The sequence below is a fragment of the Arthrobacter sp. SE2 genome (assembly GCF_058244265.1).
On the sequence record NZ_JBZAYA010000001.1, the window covers coordinates 407,722 to 428,875 of the forward strand.

Below are 21,154 nucleotides of genomic sequence, written 5' to 3' on the forward strand. Positions count from 1 at the left end.
CAGGCGCGTTCAGGCGTCGGCAAGCTTCTTGGCCACCAGTGGGGCCACCACGGTGCCGAAGAGTTCTATGCAGCGCATCATGGATTCGTGCGGCAGGGTTCCATTGCTGTATTTGAGGTCGAAACGGTCAACGCCGAGGTTCCGCTTCAGCAAAACGATCTTCCGGGCGACCGTTTCCGGGGAACCCACGTAAAGTGCTCCCTCAGGTCCGCACATGGCGTCGAACTCGCCCCTGCTCGCCGGTCCCCAGCCGCGTTCCGCGCCGATGCGGTTGCGCTGGGCCAGCCAATGCGGGAACAGTTCCTCCCGGGCCTGCTCGTCGGTGGGAGCGACGTAGCCGGGCGAGTGGGTGGCAATCTGCTGCATGTTGTGTCCGTATTTCCCCATTGCCTCGCGGTACAGGTCGACCAAGGGGGCAAAACGGCGCGGCTCCCCGCCGATGATTGCGAAGATAATCGGATAGCCGTATTGGGCGCAGCGCAGCACCGACTCGGGGGTTCCACCCACACCGATCCACGTTGGCAGCAAGTGGTGTTCCAGCGGCGGAAAAACGCTCATTCCGTTCACGTTCGGCCGGGTACGGCCTTCCCAATGCACGGGCTTCTGCGCCCGGACCTTGTCGAAGAGTTCCAGCTTCTCCTCGAACAGGACTTCGTAGTCTGCCAGATCCAGGCCGAACAGGGGGAATGATTCCACGAAGGAGCCGCGGCCCAGCATCACTTCCGCACGACCGTTGGAGATCGCGTCAACGGTCGAGAAGCGCTGGAAGACCCTGATGGGGTCGTCGGAGCTGAGCACGGTGACCGCCGAACCGAGTTTGATCTGCGATGTCCGGGCGGCGGCGGCCGCCAGGAACACTTCGGGCGCCGAGACAGCGAAGTCGCGGCGGTGGTGCTCCCCCACCCCAAAGGCATGAAGCCCGACGGCGTCCGCCAGTTCCGCTTCCGCCAGCAGCTCCCGCAAAACCTGTGCATGCGGTTTCGGGTTGCCGCCGGCGTCCACCCCGGCGTCACCGAAAGTATTCAGTCCGAGGAGGATCTCCGTAGCTCCGACAGGGGCCGTGGGAGTGGAAGCGGTATCTGTCATCAGGACTCCTTAAGCCAGCCGGCAAGCTCGGAGGCCCAGTACGTCAGCACCATGTCGGCGCCGGCCCGCTTGATGCCGAGCACGGATTCTGTGATGGCGCCGCGGCGATCGATCCAGCCGTTCGCGGCAGCCGCTTCGATCATGGCGTATTCGCCGGAGATTTGGTAGGCCGCCACGGGAACCGGGCTCATGGCGGCGACGTCGGCGAGGATGTCGAGGTAGCTCATGGCCGGCTTGACCATCACCATGTCGGCGCCCTCTTCGAGGTCGAGTTCCACCTCGATGATGGCTTCGCGGCGGTTGGCGGCATCCATCTGGTACGTCCGGCGGTCACCCTTGAGCTGCGAGTCCACGGCTTCGCGGAAAGGGCCGTAGAAGGCGGAGGCGTACTTCGCCGCGTAGGCCAGGAGAGCGGTATTCTGGTGTCCGGCCTCTTCAAGGGCCTGACGAATCACGGCGATCTGGCCATCCATCATCCCGGACGGCCCCAGGACGTGGGCACCGGCGTCGGCCTGGGCTACGGCCATTTGAGCGTAGATTTCGAGGGTGGCGTCGTTGTCCACGTAGCCGTTGGCGTCCAGGACGCCGCAGTGGCCGTGGTCGGTGAATTCGTCGAGGCACACGTCGCCCATGACAACCAGGTCATCGCCAACTTCCGCCCTGACGTCGCGGATGGCTTTGTTCAGCACGCCGTCCGGATCCAGGGAGGCGGTTCCTCGGGCATCGCGGACGGCCGGGACACCGAACAGCATGATGCCGCTGACACCGAGTTCCACGGCTTCCGCAGCGGCGCGCTTGAGCGAGTCGGTGGTGTGCTGCACAACACCGGGCATCGAGCTGATCGGAGCCGGTTCGCTGAGTCCTTCGCGAATAAAGGCGGGCAGGATGAGATCCGCGGGAGCCAACCGGTGTTCGGCGGTCATCCGGCGCATGGCGGGGGTGGTGCGGAGCCGGCGGGGCCGGTGGTTTGGAAAGCTCAACTTTCGTTCCCTTCGGTGGCGAATACGGTGCGTAGGGCGGTCACGATGCCGTCGGGCGTGGGTTCTTTGGCGGTTGCCGCGACCGGGATGCCGAGAGCGGCAGCCTCTGCCGCCGTCGAGCGCCCGATCGCAATAAAGCGGCAATCCTGCAGCGGCCCCAGCGAGGCGTGGATGCGGCGTGCCGCACTGGGTGAAGCGGCGACGACGGCGTGGAGCCGGCCGCCGGAAAGTTCGGCCTTGGCGGCTTCGGGGGTGAGCTCCGGCGCCCCGGATCCCGCCCCTGTCTTCCAGCCGTTCGCCGCTACCAAGGCAGCAGTCAGCCTGCGTTCGGGGGCGGCGGGGTAGTCCACGGTGTGGTAGGCCGTCACTGGCTGGACCGCGGCTCCCTTGGCTTCGATCCCCTCCGCCAACACGGCGTCGGCAATGTCCGCTTGCGGCAACAGCACATTGGCCGGGCCAGTCGGCCAGACGGCCACGAGTCCCGCGGCCGACTGGACGTCTTCCGGCGCGAGGTCCACGGGAATGCCCTCCGCTGCGAGGACCCGCCGGCTCGACGGGCCGATCGTTGCGATCCGGACGGAATCCGGAATCAGGTCCTTCAACTCCAAACGACGCTCGGCCGCTTTCTCCTTCAGGGCGCGCACCGTCGTGATACTGCTGACCACCAGCCAGCCGTAGGCTCCCGCGAGGAGGGCGTCCAAGGCGACCTCGAGGGAATGCTGGTCGCGGGCACGCTCAAAGTCGATCAAGGGCAACAAGAGCGGCTCCGCGCCGGCTTCCCGCAGGGCGCTGACGAGCGGGGCGGCACGATCAGGGCTACGCGTCACAAGAACCCGGGCGCCTTCAAGGACCCGGGCCTCCCCCGACTTCACCGCGCTGTGCCGTCCCATAGTCTCCTGTTGGCTCCGGTTATCGGGAAGCTGCAAGATCCGCGATGTCCGCAGCACCCGCGGCAAGCAGGAGCTCGGCGACTTCGATGCCCAGCAGCGTGGCGCCCACCTCAGTGAGCCCGTCCGTGGCCTTCTTCTCGCGTACAGACTTGCTCCCGTCCACGGCGCAGACAACGGCTTCCAGGTACAGCATGCTGCCCTTGCGGTAAGCGTAGGCGCCCACGGGCGCTGCACAGCCGGCTTCGAGGCGGGCCAGGACGGCCCGCTCCGCGGTCACGGCCAGCCTGGTGTCGTCATCATTGAGCGCGGCCAGGGCCTGGGCTAGAGCGCCCTGGGAACCTTCGGCCGAGCCGGACTGTCCGGGAGCGTCAACCGTGCGGCACTCGATCGCAAGTGAGCCCTGACCGGGGGCAGGAAGCATGACGTCGGTCTCGAAGAACTCCGTCACGACGTCGAGCCTGCTGATGCGTTCCAGTCCCGCCGCGGCGAGGACGACGGCGTCGAGGTCGCCGGGTGAATCTTCTGCGTTGCCGGCGAGCCTGGGAACGCGGCCCAGCCGGGTGTCCACGTTGCCGCGGATGTCCACGACGTCGAGATCCCGGCGGGCGGCGCGCAGCTGGGCAGCGCGGCGCGGCGATCCGGTACCGACCTTTGCGCCTGCCGGAAGGTCCGCGAGCTTGAGCCCGTCACGGGCGCACAAGGCGTCCCGGACGTCGACGCGTTTGGGCGTTGCGGCAATGGTGAGCCCCGGTGCCGCACCCGTGGGGAGATCCTTCAGAGAGTGCACCGCGACGTCGCACGCGTTCTCCAACAGCGCGTCGCGAAGCGCGGCGACGAACACTCCGGTGCCGCCCATCTGGGACAGCGAACCCGTCCGGACATCGCCTTCGGTCTTGATGCGCACCAGTTCAACGGGAAAGCCACCGACGGCGGCCAGCTGGTCCGCGGCCTGCTGGCTCTGGGTGAGCGCGAGCTTGCTCGCGCGGGTGCCGATCCGTACGGTCATTTCGCGCTTTCTCCTACGGGGTAGGCATCATGTCCGGTGCCTACTGTGGTGTCCGCGCCCGCAATCGTGGGCTTCTCTCCACGGAAGTTGGCGCAGCAGCCGGGACGGCAGATGTCGTACCACGGTCCCAGCCCGGTCATCGCGGGGCGATCGGCGATGTTGTTGGCTGCGGTCCGCTCGCAAATGAGGTCCACCAAACCGGAAACGAACTTGCGGTGGGTTCCCGGCGTGGGGACGCGGGTCGCGCTGAGCCCGAGGTTCTTGCACGTTTCCAAGGCCTCGGTGTCCAGGTCCCAGGCCACTTCCATGTGGTCGGAGACGAAGCCGAGCGGAACGATCACGACGCCCTTGATCCCTTGGCCGGCCAGTTCCTCGATGGCATCGTTGATGTCCGGCTCAAGCCATGGAACACTTGGTGCGCCCGAACGGGACTGGTACACCAAGGACCATGGCGCGGTGAGTCCGGATTCGGCTTCAACCCGCCGAACAACCTCGGCGCCGGCGGCCAGGTGTTGGGCCACGTAAGCCGAGTCCTGCTCGAACTCGCGGGGCTCGGCGTCCGAACGCCCGGCGGCCTCAGCGTCGCGGGTAGGAATGGAGTGCGTTGCAAACAGGATGTGGACCGGAGCGTCCTGGAGACCGGCCGCGGCCAGTTTCTCCTTGACCTCCGCAAGTCCCGCAGCCGTTCCTTCCACGAATGGTTCGACGAAGCCGGGGTGGTCGAAGTACTGGCGGACCTTGTCCACCTCGAGTTTGCCGTCAAGGCCGGTCTCCGTCAGCGCAATGCCGATGTCCTCGCGGTATTGGCGGCAGCTGGAGTAACAGGAGTAAGCACTGGTGGTGACCATCAGCAGCTTGCGGTGGCCGGCGTCGTAGGCTTCCTGGAGCGTTTGCGGGATGTAGGGATCCCAGTTGCGGTTGCCCCACAGCACAGGCAGGCTGATGCCGCGTGCCGCAAGCTCTGCCTCGAGGGCGGCCTTGAGGTTCCTGTTTTGCTGGTTGATGGGGCTGATCCCGCCAAAGGCGCGGTAGTGGTGGGACACCTCTTCAAGACGCTCATCCGGGATGCCGCGGCCACGGGTCACATTGCGCAGGAAGGGAATGACGTCGTCCTGGCCTTCGGGTCCGCCGAACGAGGCGAGGAGGACGGCGTCGTACTCTTTGGGGGCCATGCGTCCGGCCTCGGTGACGTCATTGACCTCGGTGAGGCTGGCCGGACCGGCGGAGTGGCGGCCGCTCACGCGAGGACCTCGGCGATCTCCGCGGCGGTGATGCGGCGGCCGGTGTAGAACGGGATTTCCTCGCGGACGTGGTTGCGGGCGTCCGTGGCCCGCAGGTGGCGCATGAGGTCGACCAGGTCAACGAGTTCGGGTGCTTCCAGGCCAAGGATCCACTCCCAGTCGCCCAAGGCGAACGAGGACACGGTGTTGGAGATGACCTGGGGGAAGTCGCGGCCCAGCATGCCGTGGTCGCGCAGCATCTTTCCACGCTCTTCGGCCGGCAGGATGTACCACTCGTAGGAGCGCACGAACGGGTAGACGCAGAGCCAGGTGCTGGGCTCGACGCCGCGGGCGTAGGCCGGAACGTGGTTCTTGGCGAATTCGGCTTCGCGGTGGACGCCCATGGCGGACCAGACGAGCTCCGTGCCGGCGAACAGCGCGCTGCGGCGGATGTCACGGACGGCCTGTTGCAGGGCCTCGGGCTTGGCTCCGTGGAGCCACACCATGATGTCGGCGTCGGAACGCATGGCGGAGACGTCGTAGCTTCCGCGGAGGACAACGCCGTCCTCGGCGAGCTTGGCAGCCAGCTGCTCGAAATCCTGGACAGCATCGGCGCTGCGCATGACATCGCCCGACCGCTTGAAGACGGTCCACAGCGTAAAGAACTGCTCTTCGGATTCGGCAGTTTTAGTGACAGATTCGGCAGAAGTGTGGCTCATGGTACAAGTCTGCCCCGTGGATGCCGCTAAGTCGAAATGCACCACTTCTACAATGTGTAGAAGTGGTGCATTTCACAAAATTGTGGCGATTTGCGCAGGGGTGTCGGCTACCACGGCAGCCAGGCCGTTTCCGGCAAGCCAGCCGCCCACAACCGACAGACCCTCTGCTTCGGCACAGATGCGCCGCACCTCGGCAGCGCGCTGTTTATGACCGACGGCGGCGAACGGCAAGGCACCGGCCCAGCGGACAACGTCCCAATCGAGCACGTCGTCGCGGACAATGGGCACCGTCAGCAAGGTCGAGGCGTCGCGGAGCGCAGCCTCAAACAGGGCATCGTTATCCAGCGCGGCCGCCGATTCAGGGGCGTCCGCTCCCTCGCCCCGCCCATAGGACAGGCGCAGCACGTGCGTGCCAGGGCCGGCTTCTTCCGCCAGCCAGTCCCACTTTGCCGTGGCATGCGTGAGCGCTTTCGCCTCGATCCCCTCGGTCTGCGGAGCGACGAGAATCCCGGTGCCACGGGGACGGCGGTCCAGTTCAGGCACGTCGACCACCAAGGTCACGAGGCTCACCAAGGGGCCTGCGGCGGGACGCAGCGCGGACAGCTCCGGAAGCGCCTCCTCCAGCAGCCCGACGGCGGCCGGACCATCGAGCGCCACCACGAGCCGCCCGGCGTCGTACGTTGTGCCCGCCGCGGTGGCCTGCCAACCGCTTTCAGTGCGGGTGATCGAATCCACCCGGGCGCCGGAGACGAGGGCGACTCCCTCCGAACGCAGCTCCGCCACGAGGGCGGAAACCAAGGTGTTCATTCCGCCTTTCAAGCCGCCGACGGCGGATCCGGCCTTCGCCGCTCCGCTCCCGGCTTGGCCCGAAGCGGCCGACCCCGAGGCGGCCTTGCGCTGGCTGGCCACCGCGGCGGCCAACGAACCGTGCTTCCGCAGTGCTGCGCGTAGTCCCGGGGCCACCATGTCGACGTCGAGCAGTCCGGGATCGGCAGAGTGCACTCCCCCGACGACGGGTGCCACGAGCCGTTCGAGCACCCGCTTGCCCATCCGTGCCCGGACCAGCGAGGAGACACTCGTGACCTCGGCGGAGGTGCCCACCGATGCGGGCAAATAGCGGTCAAGCGAAGCCCGCAAGGAGCCTGCGAAGCCCAAGGACCGGCGGACCTCGGGGTCCCAGGGATTCGCCGGAATTCCGAGCACTCCGGTCTTGGGCAGTTCCTGCGGACCGTCGGGCAACTGCACCCAGGCTCCTCCAGGATGGGGCGCCACGATGTTGTCGCCAAGCCCGAGATCGCGGGCGAGATCGGCCACGGCAGTGGAGCGCGTGGCGAAGGACTCCGCTCCACTGTCCAGCTCAAGGCCGCCAACCTCGTGGCTTCCCACGCAACCGCCCCATGAGTCGCCCGCTTCGAGCACGGTGACAGCGATGCCCGCTTTGGCCAGTCCACGGGCGGCGAGCAAGCCGGAAATGCCGCCGCCCACGACGACGGCCGTCAAGCCAGCTGCTGAATCACCGGGAAGTGCGTGTTTGGGCTTGGTGTGTTCGGGATGCGGGTGACCGCCGCGCATGCCGGCTACCCTGCCGGGATCGAGTGGATGAGTTCCACTACCCGGGTCAGGACCGCGGGGTCCGTCTCCGGAGGCACGCCGTGGCCGAGGTTGAGGACGTGGCCTGGGGCTGCGGAACCGGCGGCGATTACCTCGCGGACATGGGCTTCCAGGACCTCCCACGGCGCCGAAAGCAGCGCGGGGTCAATGTTGCCCTGCAGGGGCACGGTTCCACCTAGGCGCCGGTTTGCCTCGTCAAGCGGCAGCCGGTAGTCCACCCCTACGACGTCCACGCCGACGTCGCGCATCGCGACGAGCAACTCGGACGTTCCCGTACCGAAGTGGACAAGCGGCGCACCGAGGTGGCGGACGTGGTCGAGGGCGCGGCTCGAGGCCGGGGCAACGTACTTGGCGTAGTCGGCCAGGCCAAGGGAACCGGCCCAAGAGTCGAACAGTTGCCCTGCAGAGGCGCCCGCTTCCAGTTGCGCCCGCAGGAACATGCCGGAAGCGTCGGCTGCCCAGTTGGCCAGGGCGGTCCAGGTTTCCGGATCGGCGTGCATCATGGTGCGCGGACCAAGGTGGTCGCGGGAAGGCTTGCCTTCCACCATGTACGCGGCGAGCGTGAACGGCGCGCCCGCGAAACCGATCAGGGGTGTGGTGCCGAGCTCCGCCACCGTCAGGCGCACGGCCTCGCGGATCGGCTCGAGGGCTTCCCATGTCAGTTGCGGCAAGGCGGCCACGTCAGCGGCCGTGCGGACGGGCTTGTCCAGGACAGGACCGACGCCGGGAACGATGTCCACGCCGACGCCCGCCAGCTTGAGGGGAATGACGATATCCGAGAAGAAGATGGCTGCATCAACGTCGTGGCGGCGGACCGGCTGCAAAGTGATCTCGGAGGCGAGCTCGGGACGCAGGCAGGAGTCCAGCATCGCCACGCCTTCACGGACTTTGAGGTACTCCGGCAACGAGCGGCCGGCCTGGCGCATGAACCACACGGGACGGCGGGACGGCTTGCCTCCACGGTACGCCTGGATCAGCGGGGAGTCTGCGGTGCGGCCATCCATGAGCGGGTGGCTTGCATCAAGGCTCGAGGCGGCGGTGCCGGAAACGCCGTTGGCCGACACAGAATGAGGCAGTGCGGAACTGGAAGTCATGCCTTCGATTGTGCCGAAGATCGGGATCAAAAGATAACGACAGCCTGTCCCGCACATTGCGAGGTGACGGGCGTCACTCCGGACAGTGCGGAGAACCACTGACGCGCGTTGTTCTACGTGGCGCCGAAAAAGCTATGATTGCTTTGCTGTGGTTCTTTTCTCATTGGTGGCTACACACGCCGACATCGATCTTGAAACCGTCGCTCAGTTGAGCAACGGTTCATCCGAGGTTGCCTCGTCCGCTTTGGCCGATTCCCAACTTGTCTCCGGCGCCGTGGTCCTGGCCACCTGCAACCGCTACGAAATCTACGGCGAAACGCCGCATGCCGAGAACCTTGAAGCTGCCCGCTCGGCGCTCGTCACGCAGATCAGTGGCTTGAGCGGACTCAACGAACAACTCGTCTCGCGCGCCTTCAGCACCCGCACCGGCCCTGAGGTCAGCAGGCACCTCTTCGCCGTCAGCGCCGGACTGGACTCCGCCGTCGTCGGCGAACGCGAAATCGCCGGCCAAGTGCGCCGTGCCCTCATCACTGCCCAGCACGAAGGAACCGCGAGTTCCGGGCTGGTCCGCTTGTTCCAGGCTGCCTCCAAGACGGCAAAGGACGTCGGGGCCCAGACCGCGCTCGGTTCGCGGGGCCTGTCCATAGTTTCAGTTGCCCTGGACCTCGCCACGGACCTCTCAGAGAACGCCGACTGGAGCACCAAGAAGGTAGTTGTCTTCGGGACCGGGGCCTACGCCGGGGCCACTATGTCGCTGCTTCGCGATCGCGGCTGCACCGACGTCTCCGTTTACTCGTCTTCCGGCCGGGCCGAGGCTTTCGTGGCGACCCGCGGCGGAACCGCGCTCGACGCCGAAACCCTTCCTGCCGCCGTCGCTGCCGCCGATGTCATGATCGGTTGCAGCGGATCGGACACCCGCGTTGAGGCCGAAGAGCTCGCCAAGGTCCGTGCACTGTCCACCCAGACGCTCATTGCGATCGACCTCGCGCTCACCCACGACTTCGACCCCGCGGTGGGCGAGCTCGACGGCGTCGAGCTCCTGACGCTCGAATCCGTGCGGCTCGCGGCGCCCCAGGAACAAGCGGAGTCGCTGGCGCAAGCGAGCACCATTGTTTCCGGTGCGGCAGACGCCTTCGAGCAGGAGCGCGAAGCGCGGTCAGTCGACTCGGCCATTGTGGCACTGCGCCGCCACACCATGAACGTGCTCGACGCCGAGATGGAAAAAGTCCGGGCCCGGCACGGCTGCACCGCTGCGGCTGAAGAAGTCGAGTTCGCGCTCCGCCGCATGGTCAAGCAATTGCTCCACATCCCCACGGTCCGCGCGCGCGAACTTGCCGCCAACGGCCAGCAAGACGATTATGTGGCAGCCCTCGAGGCCTTATATGGCATCCAGGTGGAGCCGCCGGTTGCCGCGGCTCCAGCAGCTGAATGCCCTGTGGACCACCAACAGGCATCCCAGCAGGCTGAAAGCGCCTAGCCCACGCGACCGTGACTGCTAGGTCCATCCTGCAACTCCCCTCAGAGCATGCCCTCCCTTGGTCACCGGGACCGGACATAACAGGACTATGTCCAGCAGCAATGACCAAGAATGAGCATGTCCCTTGTAGTGGCGGTTTGAGAATCGCTGTGCCGGTTCGAGAATCGCGGATTCCTATGCGAAGGCGTTGACGCCCGTCATTTCTGCAGACACCGCCCACAGCCTTGTTGCGGCTTCCGGATCGATTGCGTGCGCATCCACTCCCTGGTATCGCGCGAGCGGCGAGGCCGGGTCCGTGGGCTTGGCGATGTCGCAGTCTTCGCAATACACCCCGCCCATGCCCGCCAGAGCCGAGGACGTGGCTGCCCACGTGGACGTGGCAGCCCCCTGCTCCGGAGTCTTGAAACCCTCCCGGACGTTGCCTGCGTCGTCCATCCAACCCGCCGCGACCATCTCTTCACGCGGAAGGTAGCGCTGGAGCTCGGTCATGATGCCTCCGGGGTGGACCGCGAAGGCCCGCACCCCAGCGGATTTACCCAGGCGGTCCAGTTCGACCGCGAACAACGCGTTGGCCGTCTTGGCCTGGCCGTAAGCCTTCCATTTGTCGTAACCGGTCTCGAAATTGATGTCCTCGAAACGGATCGGCGAGAGTTTGTGTCCCGTAGAGGACAAGGACACGACGCGTGCCGAACCGGCGGCGGCCAGCGCAGGCCACAGAGTGTTGAGAAGCGTGAAGTGGCCCAGATGGTTGGTGGCGAACTGGGATTCCCACCCCGGGCCCACGCGTTGTTCCGGGCTCGCCATGATGGCGGCGTTGTTGATCAGGATGTCCAGGGTTGGGTTCGACGCCAGGAAGCGTGCCGCGAAATCCTTCACAGCCTGCTGGTCGGCCAGATCCAAGGCTTCCACGGTCACTTGCTCCGGGGCCAGGCCGGCCGCGGCGAGGACTTCCCTAGCGTGTTCCGGACGGCGGGCGGGAACCGTGACCGCGGCACCAGCGAAGGACAAGGCCCGCACCGTTTCCAGGCCGAGCCCGGAATAGCCTCCCGTGACGATTGCCGTCTTGCCGCGGAGGTCCACTCCCGCCACAACCTCCGATGCCTTGGAGCCGTGGCCGAATCCCGATCCGATGGGGTGTTGCGGTGTGGTCATGGATTCCTCACTCATATCGGGACCTTTCGTGTTCAACGGCACCGCGTGTTCAACGGCACGGCGTGTTCAACAGCACAGTGGGTTCAGTAAACCGGTTTGCCCGGCTCGACGTCATGCACCCAGGCCAGGATCCCGCCGTCGAGGTGGCTCACGCGCGTGTAGCCAGCGCGCTGTGCGGCCGCGAGCACCGCAGCGGAACGGGTACCGCCCTTGCAGTGGAACACGATCTCTTTGTCTTGCGGCAGTTCCGTCCAGGCCTCCCCCGCGAGGATACGTCCCTGCGGGATGAGCACCGATCCGTCGATGCTCACAATCTCGTGTTCACCGATCTCGCGGACATCCACCAGTTCAAAGTCGCGTTGCCCCGCCGCGCGGGCCTCGAGCATCCCGGAAAGTTCGGTGGCCGTGACGGTCGGAACCGAGTCGCCTGCGGGGGCCGGGGTGATGCCGCAGAAGGCTTCGTAGTCGGTCAATTCAGTGATCGGCTCGGCCTGCGGGTCTTTCGAAACTTTGATTTCGCGCCAGCTGCCGCCGAGCGCGTCGAAGAGCGCCACACGTCCCAGCATGGAGCGCCCGACGCCGGTGATCAGCTTGACTGCCTCCGTCACCATGAGCGAGCCGACAGCAGCGCACAGCATGCCGAACACGCCGCCTTCGCCGCAGGACGGGACGGAGCCTGCAGGAGGGGCCTCTGGATAGAGATCGCGGTAGCTGGGTCCATGCTTCTCCCAGAACACGCTGACCTGGCCGTCGAAGCGGAAAATGGATCCCCAGACGTACGGTTTGCCGAGGATCGCGGCAGCATCGTTGACCAGGTATCGGGTGGCGAAATTGTCTGCGCCATCCAGGATGAGGTCGTAGCCGGAGAAAATCTCCAAAGCGTTGGAGGAGTCCAGGCGCACGTTGTGCAGCTGCACGTTGACCAGCGGATTGAGTTCCTTGATGGCGTCACGTGCCGATTCGATCTTCGGCCGTCCCACATCGCCCACGCCGTGGATGATCTGGCGTTGCAGGTTGCTGAGGTCGACGTCGTCGTCGTCCACAATTCCGAGCGTCCCCACGCCGGCGGCGGCCAGGTACAGCAACGCCGGAGAGCCCAGTCCGCCCGCACCGATCACGAGGACTTTTGCGTTCTTGAGCCGGCGCTGACCGGCCGCTCCGATTTCGGGAATAATGAGGTGGCGCGAGTACCGTTCGACCTCTTCGGTGGTCAGCTCCGCGGCCGGTTCCACAAGTGGCGGCAGTGTTGAAGAAGGAGAAGGCGGCAACGTTTGGGCAGCAAAAATAGTGGCCATACTCCAAAGTATGCCTGCCGCTGCCGCCCGGTCATATTACTGCGCAGTATTGTGGTCATAACTGCAAAGGAAAGGCGGCAGACAAGTGGCTGAGAGTGCACGTATCAAACAGGAGGCACAGGTCAGGCAAGATCGGACCGGTTCCCCACGCTCGGCGAGGCTGCCACGAGATGAGCGCCGGGCCCAGCTCCTGAACGCCGCATTGGAAGTCTTCGTTGCCAACGGCTTCCACGGTGCAGCGATGGACGAAATCGCCGAGACCGCCCATGTCAGCAAGCCGGTGCTGTACCAGCACTTCCCGTCCAAGCGGGAGCTTTACATGGCCCTCCTCGACAGCCACCTGGCCATGCTCACGGACCAGATGCTCACGGCGCTGAATTCGACGTCGGACAACAAGGAACGCGTCCAGGCCGTCATGCGCGCCTACTACCGTTTCATCGCGGGCGATGACCAAGCCCACCGGCTCGTCTTCGAATCCGATCTCATCAATGACCCGGATGTCAGCTCGCGACTGGAGACTTTCAACCGCACCTTCGCCGACGCCGTCGCCAAGGTCATCGCCGAAGACACCAAGCTGCCCCCGCTGGAGGCCCAGCTGCTCGGCCGGGGCCTGGCCGGAATGGCGCAGGTCAGCGCCCGGTATTGGCTCGAAACCGACGGCGATCTGGACCTCGATGTCGCCAGCGATCTGATCTACCGTTTAGCTTGGCGCGGAATCAGTCGCTTCCCGAAAGAGTCCTAGACTACAAATAGAGGACTGAGTAATTTCTTGATTGGCTGGGAGGCCCCGCTGTGGAAGTAAAGATCGGCATTCAGAACGTTGGCCGTGAGATCGCGCTTGAGTCCGCTCTCGATGCCGAGGCTGTTGCCAAGATCGTAAGCGAGGCCATTGCCAACGGCACGGACCTGCGCCTGACCGACGAAAAGGGCCGCCAGGTCATCGTTCCCGGCAATGTCCTCGGATACGTGGAGATCGGCGCCGAGGAAGTGCGCCGGGTCGGCTTCGGCGCCCTCTAAGCGATACGCAAGAACACCAGCGAGCCAGGAGTCCGCATGCTCTCACTTGTCATCGTGGCGCTAGCCACCATCGCCTCAGGCTTCATCGTCTGGGGAACTGACAAACACCGTGGCACGTACGGAATCGCCCTGCCCGCTGGTGTTTCCGTCGCCGTCGCCATGCTGAGTTGGATGATCTTCATCCAACTTGGCTTTGGCTACCAGCCTGGCGTGACGTGGATCCCGTGGGTCCTGCCGATCATTCTGGGAACCGTGGCGGCCGCGGCGGCCTCCTACTTCTTGGGCCGTCATCGGACCCGGCACGACACCGCCCAGCTGACCGCGGCGCTGCGACTCTAGCTGGCGCTGCGCGAACGGGCCGGCGACACTCATATCCGGGCGTCGCCTAGCTGTTTGCGTGTCACGGACAAACCTGGGTGTCGCATCCAGACTTCCGAGATCTCTTCCGGATCCGGGGCGTCGATTCCGACTTCAACTGTCCGGTAGGGCTTCCGGTTTGGCCACTGCCCCCACTTCCGCGGCTGCTTCGCTGGCGCTCGTGGCCGCCCGGATGTCGCGTCGGGTCACCTCGCTCCCGGCGTCATGGGAGGTGTAGCGGATGAACACCCGGTTGTACCGCCAGTCCAGGTCCGGATGATGGTTCTGCTGTTCGGCGATGCGCCCGACGGCGGCAATCAGCTCCAGTGCGGCAGCCGACGTCGGGCATTTGTAGACGGTGGCGAGTCCGCCCAGGCGGTACCGCCAGTCCGGCAGCTCCGCCAGGGCGTCGTCGATCGCGGACTTGGTGAGGATGTCATCTTTGCCGGCCATCCGGGGCTCCTTCGCTGACGTGGTATTCGCAGGAATCCCCGGAGCGGCCCGCGTAGGCCACTAGAGGAACTCTGCCCGGCCTTCCATCGCCGAAGAGGCCAGGGCGTGTTCCCGGCGCGGGATGCGGCCGGCCTGCTTCGCCAGCCTACCGGCGATGACAGCGTGTTTGAAGGCTTCACCCATCTGCACCGGGTTCTGGGCCCGGGTCACCGCGGTTGCCAGCAGCACTGCGTCGCAACCGAGCTCCATGGCGAGTGCGGCGTCGGACGCGGTTCCGATGCCGGCGTCGAGTACTACCGGCACAGAAGCCCGGGACACAATGAGTTCGATGTTGTGGGGATTCAGGATGCCCAGGCCGGTGCCGATAGGCGCGCCCAAGGGCATCACCGCTGCGGCTCCAAGGTTTTCCAATCGAAGCGCCAGCACGGGGTCGTCGTTGGTGTAGGCGAAGACCTTGAAGCCGCGGTCCACCAGCTTCTCCGTTGCGTCCACGAGCTCCACTGCGTCAGGCAGCAGCGTCTGTTCGTCGGCGATGACCTCGAGCTTCACCCAATCCGTTTCCAGCGCCTCCCGGGCAAGCTCGGCTGTCATGACAGCGTCCTTGGCGGTAAAACAGCCGGCCGTGTTGGGCAAGACACGGATGCCATGGTCCACGAGCAACTGGAAGAGCGAACCTGTTTCGGTCGGCGAGTACCTCCGCATGGCAACGGTGGTGAGTTCGGTGCCGGAGGCCAGCAACGCCGCCCCCAGTCCGTCCAGGCTCGGGGCTCCGCCGGTGCCCATGATGAGGCGCGAGCCGAATTCGACACCATCGATCACCAGGGCGTCGGTTCGGGTGCTTGCTTCGTGTGTGCTTGCTGTGGTCATGGTTCAGCCTCCCTGTACTGCGGTAACGATTTCGAGTTCGTCGCCCTCTGCGAGCGCGGTGGCAGCCCACTGGCTGCGCGGGACCACTTCGGAATTGCGTGCGACGGCGACGCCGATCTTGCGTCCGTCAGCCGTCTGGCCGCTGGAGTCCACAACACGTCCGGTGACGTGGCTGACGAGGGTGGTGACAGACGCGTCGTCGCTCAGTGTGTGGTCTGCGCCGTTCAATTTGATGTTCATGCGTGGTCCTTCGGAAGGGGATATGAGGTACCGGCCAATGGGCCGTCTGTTGAGGCCCGTGCCGCTGAGAGCTGGTGGGAGAAGCGGTCCGGGCGGAATTTGTTCCACCGGGGATCCGCGGTGCCGTCCATGAGTCCGACGCAGATCTTCGCCGCTGCCGGAGTGAGGAGTACGCCGTGGCGGAAGAAGCCGCTGGCCACGATGAGGCCGGGCACGGTTCTTTCGCGCCCTTCCACGCGGCCCAGCAGCGGTGCATTGTCCGGAGTGCCCGGGCGCGCTCGGGCAGTTGCTTCCAGAAGTTCCAGTTCGGCCACAGCCGGGACAAGTACCTGGGCGTCGCGGAGCAATTGGTACACGCCACCGGCTGACACCGGGTTGGCCGATCCCCCGGACGCCGACAAGCCGTCTTCACGTTGCGTCGCGCCGATCACCACCGTCCCGTCGTCGCGGGGCACGATATAGACGGGCACTCCGCGCACCATTCCCCGGACCGTGGCGGTGACCAGGGGTTGCAGGTGCGCCGGGACGCGCAACCGCAGTATGTCGCCATACACCGGACGCAACGGGAGTGACAATCCATCCGGCAGGCCGCTCAAGCGGGCGGCATCCAGTCCGTTGGCTACCACTGTTTCCGTGGCGAGCACTTCGATTCCTGAGCCGAGCACGGCCCCGACGACGCGCCCGTCCTCCCACAGGAGGCCCGCTGCAGTGTCGTGGACCGCAAAACCGTCATCGGCCCCCGGAATCCAGCTGGAATTGCCGGACTGGTGGTCTGCCAGCGCACCCAGAATCGCGGCCGAAAGCCGGCGTGGATCCACTTGGTGGTCGCCCGGGATGTCGAAGGCGCAGGAAATCTGCGGGCTCAGAAGCGGCTCACGCTCCCGCGCCTCGCGCAACCGCACGGATTCCACCACCAGGCCGTTGGCCAGCTGGACATCCCGGAGATCGGCGAGCGCCCGGCGGTCCGCAGCGTCCGCGCCGACGGCGAGCGTCGGCGTCGTACGGTAACCCGTGCTGCGGCCGATGCTCGAGCCGGTCACATTGCGTTCGAAGTCCGGCCACAACGCCGACGATTCGAGCATTAGCTCCAGGAGGTCCTCTTCCTGGTAGTGCAATTCGCTGACCGGCGCCAGCATTCCCGCCGCCGCGAACGTAGCGCCGCTGGCTGGTGCGGGATCGATGAGGGCAACCGAACGGCCGGATCTGCGGGCTTCCCACGCGATGCCGAGGCCAATGACACCGCCCCCGATCACCGCGACATCCGCGCGCAGGGGTTCGTGCTGGGCGTTTACTTCGTTCATGGAGTCCTTCCCTACGCCGGTACTAGCCGGATCAGGTCAAGCGGTCGGCGCTGAAGCCCTCTCAGCCGCGCGGCGATTGTGACTGCCGCCGCGGCTCCCGCGGTACCAGCCCAGTTTAGAGGAACTACTCTGTTTCCATGACCCAGCACGATGTCCACACCACCGCCCGCCTTTACCTTTGCACCGACGCCCGCAAGGAACAGGGTGATTTTGAGCAGTTTGTCGATGCCGCATTCGAGGGCGGCGTGGACATCATCCAGCTGCGTGACAAGTCGATTGAAGCGGCGGAAGAACTCGAACTCCTGGAGATCCTGCAATCCGTGGCCCATCGTCACGGCCGTCTCTGGGCAGTCAACGACCGCGCGGACGTAGCATCCCTCTCCGGCGCACCGGTGTTCCATATCGGCCAAAAGGACATTCCGCTGCGCTCTGCCCGGAAATTGCTCCACGACCCCACCATCATCGGCCTCTCCACGCACACGCCGGAACAGATTGACGCCGCCATCGCCGCGTCGCCTGGCCGCAGCGGCCTGGACTACTTCTGCGTCGGGCCGGTGTGGGCCACCCCCACGAAGCCGGGACGCTCCGCCGTCGGGCTCGATCTGGTGAAGTACGCTGCCAACGCGGTGAAGCAGGCAGACGAAGAGACCGTCGGGGGCGTCGTGCTCCCCTGGTTTGCGATCGGCGGGATCGATCTCGGCAACGTGGAAGAGGTAGTTAGGGCCGGCGCCAGCCGCATCGTGGTGGTGCGCGCAATCACCGAAGCGCAGGATCCGACGGCAGCTGCCCAGGCGCTCCTGGCTGCCCTGGACGCAGCGGCGGCCTAGCGAGACGCCGGAAGATTTTGGAGTTACCCTGATTTTCGTGTCACATCAGCGGTTAGCCCCGAATGTCAGTGAAACGTCGAACCACCTCGCGGAAGCGCTGGCGGCGCTTCGGACTGAACTCGAGCTGCCCGCAGGTTATCCCATTGAAGCGCTGCGCGACGCTGAAACCGCGGTTTCCGGACACACGCTGCCGGCGCAGGATCTCACGGACGTTCCTTTCATCACGATCGACCCGGCCTCCTCCACGGATCTCGACCAGGCTCTCTTCATTGACAGGTCCGGGGATGGTTACAGGGTTCTCTACGCCATCTCCGATGTGCCCTCCTTTGTGCCCCCGGGAGGAGCGCTCGACGCCGAGACCCGCCACCGCGGGCAAACGTACTATGCCCCGGATGGCCGCATCCCGCTGCACCCCGAGATCATCAGCGAGCATGCCGGAAGCCTGCTGGCCGGCCAGACGTGCGGCGCGTTCGTGTGGGACTTCGAACTCGATGCCGAGGCGGACTTCCGCACCGTCTCCGTCCGTCGGGCAAGCGTACGGAGCCGCGCCAAGCTCAGCTACAAGGGCGTGCAGGCGGAGATCGATTCCGGAACGGCTGATCCCGTCCTGCAGCTGCTCAAGGAGGTCGGGCTCAAGCGGGTGGAACTCGAACGCCGCCGCGGCGGAGCAAGCCTGAACATGCCTGAGCAGGAAATCGTCCAACTGCCCGACGGCGGGGGGTACAGGATCGTCGCAGCTCCCTCGCTGCCGGTTGAGGACTGGAACGCCCAGATTTCGCTCATGACCGGGATGGCCGCCGCCCAGCTGATGCTCGACGGCAAAGTGGGGATTTTGCGCACCATGCCGGCCCCCGATGAGCGCTCGCTGCTCCATTTCAAACGGCAAACGGGGGCGCTCGGCAAGCCCTGGACCGAGGGGACGAACTATGGAGCGTACCTGCGGACCCTCGACGCCAAGGACCCCCGGCAACTGGCCATCCTCCATTCAGCGGGGCTGCTTTTCCGTGGTGCCGGCTACACGCCCTTCGACGGCGAGGTACCGGGCAGCGTCATGCAGTCAGCCATCGGGGCACCCTATGCCCACACCACCGCGCCGTTGCGCCGGCTTGTCGATCGTTTTGTGCTGGTCATCTGCGAAGCACTGAGTAATGGAACAGAGATCCCTGCATGGGCCCGGAATGCTTTGCCGACCCTGCCGGTGATCATGGCGTCTTCCGACCAGCTTGCCGCCAAAATGGAACGCCTGGCCTTGGACACGGTGGAGGCAGCGCTCCTGGTGAACCACATCGGACAGGAATTCGACGCCGTAGTGATTTCCGGATCGAAGCCCGCCAAGAACAACGGAAACGGCAACGGGAACAGCGCCAATGGCAACAACGGTAATGGCAATGGGAACGGAGCCCCGCACGGCCCCTACGGCATCGTCCAGATCGCCGAGCCGGCGGTCACCGCTCGTTGCGACGGCGAAATGGAGTCGGGCACGAAGGTCCGCGTGAAACTGCTTGACGCGGACATTGCCACCCGCCAGATCACCTTCGAACTGATCCCGTAGCGCCATCCGTTCGCAGGCCCGGGACCGGGATCCGGGGATTATCGCGCCCAGACGCTAGACTGGGTGAGTAGTAATGGATGCCCGGTCGTTGATTCAGTTAATTTTTTGACATCAACAAGCCCGCCCCTACGCGATCTTGAGATACACCAACTGGTCCCCAGTGCCAGTATTTAGATAGCCCGCGATCGGCTTCCACTGGATTTGCTTGCGCCCATCCGTGCTCCGGAACGGCCCTGCCACAACCGTTGAGCACGCAGCGCAGCCCAAATGAATAAGGAAAACTCCACTGTGAGTGAATTGCACACCCATGAAGTTCTGACCGACGGAACCGAAACGATCGAACCCGAGGAAACCATTTCCTCGGACGAAACACCCCACGAGATCGCAGAAAAGACCTTCGCCGACTACAACGTCCGCGCCGACATCGTTGAATCCCTCGCCGACGCCGGAATCACCCACCCGTTCCCCATCCAGTCCATGACGCTCCCGGTCGCCCTAGGCGGTCACGACATCATCGGCCAGGCCAAGACCGGTACCGGCAAGACTCTCGGATTCGGCATTCCGGCACTGCAGCGCGTCGTCGGACCGGACGACGCCGGGCACGACAAGCTCGCTGTCCCGGGTGCACCCCAGGCCCTCGTGATTGTTCCTACCCGCGAACTCGCCGTTCAGGTGGCCAACGATCTCCAGACGGCGTCCCGGAAGCGCAACGCCCGCATCGCCACCATCTATGGCGGCCGCGCATACGAGCCCCAGATCGAAGCCCTGCAAAAGGGCGTCGAGGTTGTTGTCGGCACTCCCGGCCGTCTGATCGACCTCTACAAGCAGAAGCACCTGAACCTCAAGAACGTTCGCATGGTGATTCTCGACGAAGCAGACGAGATGCTTGACCTCGGCTTCCTTCCGGACGTCGAGACCCTGATTGCCGGCACACCCGCCGTCCGCCAGACCCTGCTCTTCTCGGCCACCATGCCTGGCCCGGTCATCGCCATGGCGCGCCGCTACATGACGCAGCCCACGCACATCCGTGCCGCCGACCCGGACGACGAAGGCCTGACCAAGCGCGACATCCGCCAGCTCATCTACCGTGCCCACAGCATGGACAAGGTCGAGGTCGTCGCCCGCATTCTGCAGGCCCGCGGCCGCGGCCGGACCATCATCTTCACCAAGACCAAGCGCACCGCAGCCAAGGTTGCCGAGGAACTCGTGGACCGCGGCTTCGCAGCCGCCGCCATCCACGGTGACTTGGGCCAGGGCGCCCGCGAGCAGGCTCTCCGCGCCTTCCGCAACAACAAGGTGGACGTCCTCGTGGCCACCGACGTCGCCGCCCGCGGCATCGACGTCGATGACGTCACGCACGTGATCAACTACCAGTGCGTCGAAGACGAAAAGATCTACTTGCACCGCGTTGGCCGCACCGGCCGCGCAGGCAACAAGGGCACGGCCGTGACGTTCGTCGATTGGGACGACATGCCGCGCTGGGGCCTGATCAACAAGGCGCTGGGCCTGAGCTACCCGGAGCCCGTGGAAACCTACTCCTCGTCGCCGCACCTTTTCGAGGAACTGGACATCCCCGCGGGCACCAAGGGCCGCCTGCCCCGCGACAAGCGCACCCTCGCCGGCGTCGACGCTGAGGTCCTGGAAGATCTGGGCGAGACCGGCAAGAAGAACTCCCGTTCAGGCGGCGATTCCGGGCGTGGACGCACGGGACGCGACGCCGGGCGTGAAGGTGGCCGTGAAGGTGCACGCCGCGGTACAAAGTCCAGCGATGCTCCGTCCCGCGAAGGAGACGGTGAGGGCGGACGCAACCGCACCCGCCGCCGTCGTACGTCCGAAGGCGAAGCAGCCCCCGTTGGAGGTTCAGTTCAGTCTGCCGAGCCCCAATCCGGGCAGGCACAGTCCGGCGAAGGCGCGGACAAGCCTTCCCGCGCACGCCGTTCCCGCACCCGCCGCCGCAACGGCGAAGTGGTCTCGGCTTCCGGTGCGTCCGGCGAGAACACCGAGGCTTAA

21 protein-coding genes and 1 riboswitch are annotated in these 21,154 nt (G+C 65.6%); of the genes, 7 read left to right on the forward strand and 14 right to left on the reverse strand.

What is annotated here, in order from left to right; translation table 11 throughout:
* Nucleotides 1-9 precede the first annotated feature (9 nt).
* The 8 genes from AC4CS3_RS01990 to hemE all read right to left on the reverse strand — a co-directional run bounded on the left by AC4CS3_RS01990 (nucleotide 10) and on the right by hemE (nucleotide 8,606).
* Nucleotides 10-1,086 (reverse strand): LLM class flavin-dependent oxidoreductase, encoded by a 1,077-nt coding sequence (locus AC4CS3_RS01990; protein ID WP_490781981.1) that lies wholly within the window; start codon nucleotides 1,084-1,086, stop codon nucleotides 10-12.
* Complete coding sequence (gene hemB / locus AC4CS3_RS01995; RefSeq protein ID WP_284751590.1) at nucleotides 1,086-2,066, reverse strand: porphobilinogen synthase; 981 nt, start codon at nucleotides 2,064-2,066, stop codon at nucleotides 1,086-1,088. Before hemB ends, AC4CS3_RS01990 begins: the two co-directional genes overlap by 1 nt.
* On the reverse strand, nucleotides 2,063-2,956 hold the full coding sequence (locus AC4CS3_RS02000) for a uroporphyrinogen-III synthase (protein ID WP_490781982.1): 894 nt from the start codon (nucleotides 2,954-2,956) through the stop codon (nucleotides 2,063-2,065). Before AC4CS3_RS02000 ends, hemB begins: the two co-directional genes overlap by 4 nt.
* A gap of 19 nt (nucleotides 2,957-2,975) precedes the next feature.
* A complete protein-coding gene (gene hemC / locus AC4CS3_RS02005; RefSeq protein ID WP_490781983.1) occupies nucleotides 2,976-3,962 on the reverse strand; it encodes a hydroxymethylbilane synthase in 987 nt (328 codons plus the stop codon).
* A complete protein-coding gene (locus AC4CS3_RS02010; RefSeq protein WP_490782103.1) occupies nucleotides 3,959-5,134 on the reverse strand; it encodes a ferrochelatase in 1,176 nt (391 codons plus the stop codon). Before AC4CS3_RS02010 ends, hemC begins: the two co-directional genes overlap by 4 nt.
* A gap of 65 nt (nucleotides 5,135-5,199) precedes the next feature.
* Nucleotides 5,200-5,901 carry a hydrogen peroxide-dependent heme synthase gene (hemQ, locus tag AC4CS3_RS02015; RefSeq protein WP_490781984.1) on the reverse strand — a complete coding sequence of 234 codons (702 nt, stop codon included), beginning with the start codon at nucleotides 5,899-5,901 and terminating at the stop codon, nucleotides 5,200-5,202.
* Nucleotides 5,902-5,973: 72 nt separating this feature from the next.
* A complete protein-coding gene (gene hemG, locus AC4CS3_RS02020) occupies nucleotides 5,974-7,473 on the reverse strand; it encodes a protoporphyrinogen oxidase (protein WP_490781985.1) in 1,500 nt (499 codons plus the stop codon).
* Nucleotides 7,474-7,478: 5 nt separating this feature from the next.
* Nucleotides 7,479-8,606 (reverse strand): uroporphyrinogen decarboxylase, encoded by a 1,128-nt coding sequence (gene hemE, locus AC4CS3_RS02025; protein ID WP_490781986.1) that lies wholly within the window; start codon nucleotides 8,604-8,606, stop codon nucleotides 7,479-7,481.
* 148 nt (nucleotides 8,607-8,754) lie between these two features.
* On the opposite strand from hemE, the gene AC4CS3_RS02030 reads away from it, so the two are divergent.
* Nucleotides 8,755-10,083: a glutamyl-tRNA reductase gene (locus AC4CS3_RS02030; protein ID WP_490781987.1), complete on the forward strand. Its 1,329-nt coding sequence runs from the start codon at nucleotides 8,755-8,757 to the stop codon at nucleotides 10,081-10,083.
* A gap of 174 nt (nucleotides 10,084-10,257) precedes the next feature.
* Here the strand turns inward: AC4CS3_RS02030 and AC4CS3_RS02035 are convergent, their stop codons facing one another.
* Both AC4CS3_RS02035 and moeB read right to left on the reverse strand, forming a co-directional pair.
* Nucleotides 10,258-11,250, reverse strand: a complete 993-nt coding sequence (locus tag AC4CS3_RS02035; protein WP_490781988.1) for an SDR family NAD(P)-dependent oxidoreductase — start codon at nucleotides 11,248-11,250, stop codon at nucleotides 10,258-10,260.
* A 68-nt stretch (nucleotides 11,251-11,318) separates the two neighbouring features.
* Complete coding sequence (gene moeB, locus AC4CS3_RS02040; RefSeq protein ID WP_490781989.1) at nucleotides 11,319-12,530, reverse strand: molybdopterin-synthase adenylyltransferase MoeB; 1,212 nt, start codon at nucleotides 12,528-12,530, stop codon at nucleotides 11,319-11,321.
* 85 nt (nucleotides 12,531-12,615) lie between these two features.
* Here moeB and AC4CS3_RS02045 point away from each other — a divergent pair, with 85 nt between their 5' ends.
* The 3 genes from AC4CS3_RS02045 to AC4CS3_RS02055 are packed head-to-tail and all read left to right on the forward strand — an operon-like array spanning nucleotide 12,616 to nucleotide 13,886.
* A complete protein-coding gene (locus AC4CS3_RS02045) occupies nucleotides 12,616-13,272 on the forward strand; it encodes a TetR/AcrR family transcriptional regulator (protein WP_415983880.1) in 657 nt (218 codons plus the stop codon).
* A gap of 50 nt (nucleotides 13,273-13,322) precedes the next feature.
* Nucleotides 13,323-13,547 carry a DUF3107 domain-containing protein gene (locus tag AC4CS3_RS02050; RefSeq protein WP_059387503.1) on the forward strand — a complete coding sequence of 75 codons (225 nt, stop codon included), beginning with the start codon at nucleotides 13,323-13,325 and terminating at the stop codon, nucleotides 13,545-13,547.
* A gap of 36 nt (nucleotides 13,548-13,583) precedes the next feature.
* Nucleotides 13,584-13,886 carry a hypothetical protein gene (locus AC4CS3_RS02055; protein WP_490781990.1) on the forward strand — a complete coding sequence of 101 codons (303 nt, stop codon included), beginning with the start codon at nucleotides 13,584-13,586 and terminating at the stop codon, nucleotides 13,884-13,886.
* 132 nt (nucleotides 13,887-14,018) lie between these two features.
* On the opposite strand, the gene AC4CS3_RS02060 is transcribed toward AC4CS3_RS02055, so the two are convergent.
* From AC4CS3_RS02060 to thiO, 4 genes are all read right to left on the reverse strand, one after another.
* A complete protein-coding gene (locus tag AC4CS3_RS02060; RefSeq protein WP_490781991.1) occupies nucleotides 14,019-14,357 on the reverse strand; it encodes a 4a-hydroxytetrahydrobiopterin dehydratase in 339 nt (112 codons plus the stop codon).
* A gap of 60 nt (nucleotides 14,358-14,417) precedes the next feature.
* Nucleotides 14,418-15,224: a thiazole synthase gene (locus AC4CS3_RS02065; RefSeq protein ID WP_490781992.1), complete on the reverse strand. Its 807-nt coding sequence runs from the start codon at nucleotides 15,222-15,224 to the stop codon at nucleotides 14,418-14,420.
* Between the two features lie 3 nt (nucleotides 15,225-15,227).
* A complete protein-coding gene (thiS, locus tag AC4CS3_RS02070) occupies nucleotides 15,228-15,464 on the reverse strand; it encodes a sulfur carrier protein ThiS (protein WP_490781993.1) in 237 nt (78 codons plus the stop codon).
* Entirely contained in the window at nucleotides 15,461-16,765 is a 1,305-nt protein-coding gene (thiO, locus tag AC4CS3_RS02075; protein ID WP_490781994.1) for a glycine oxidase ThiO, read from the reverse strand. Before thiO ends, thiS begins: the two co-directional genes overlap by 4 nt.
* Nucleotides 16,757-16,876: riboswitch (TPP riboswitch) on the reverse strand. It overlaps the preceding gene by 9 nt.
* A gap of 26 nt (nucleotides 16,877-16,902) precedes the next feature.
* Here thiO and thiE point away from each other — a divergent pair.
* The 3 genes from thiE (at nucleotide 16,903) to AC4CS3_RS02090 (ending at nucleotide 21,154) form a co-directional block, all read left to right on the forward strand.
* A complete protein-coding gene (gene thiE, locus AC4CS3_RS02080) occupies nucleotides 16,903-17,592 on the forward strand; it encodes a thiamine phosphate synthase (protein WP_490781995.1) in 690 nt (229 codons plus the stop codon).
* Nucleotides 17,593-17,629: 37 nt separating this feature from the next.
* Nucleotides 17,630-19,144: an RNB domain-containing ribonuclease gene (locus tag AC4CS3_RS02085; RefSeq protein ID WP_490781996.1), complete on the forward strand. Its 1,515-nt coding sequence runs from the start codon at nucleotides 17,630-17,632 to the stop codon at nucleotides 19,142-19,144.
* 288 nt (nucleotides 19,145-19,432) lie between these two features.
* Nucleotides 19,433-21,154: a DEAD/DEAH box helicase gene (locus AC4CS3_RS02090; protein WP_490781997.1), complete on the forward strand. Its 1,722-nt coding sequence runs from the start codon at nucleotides 19,433-19,435 to the stop codon at nucleotides 21,152-21,154.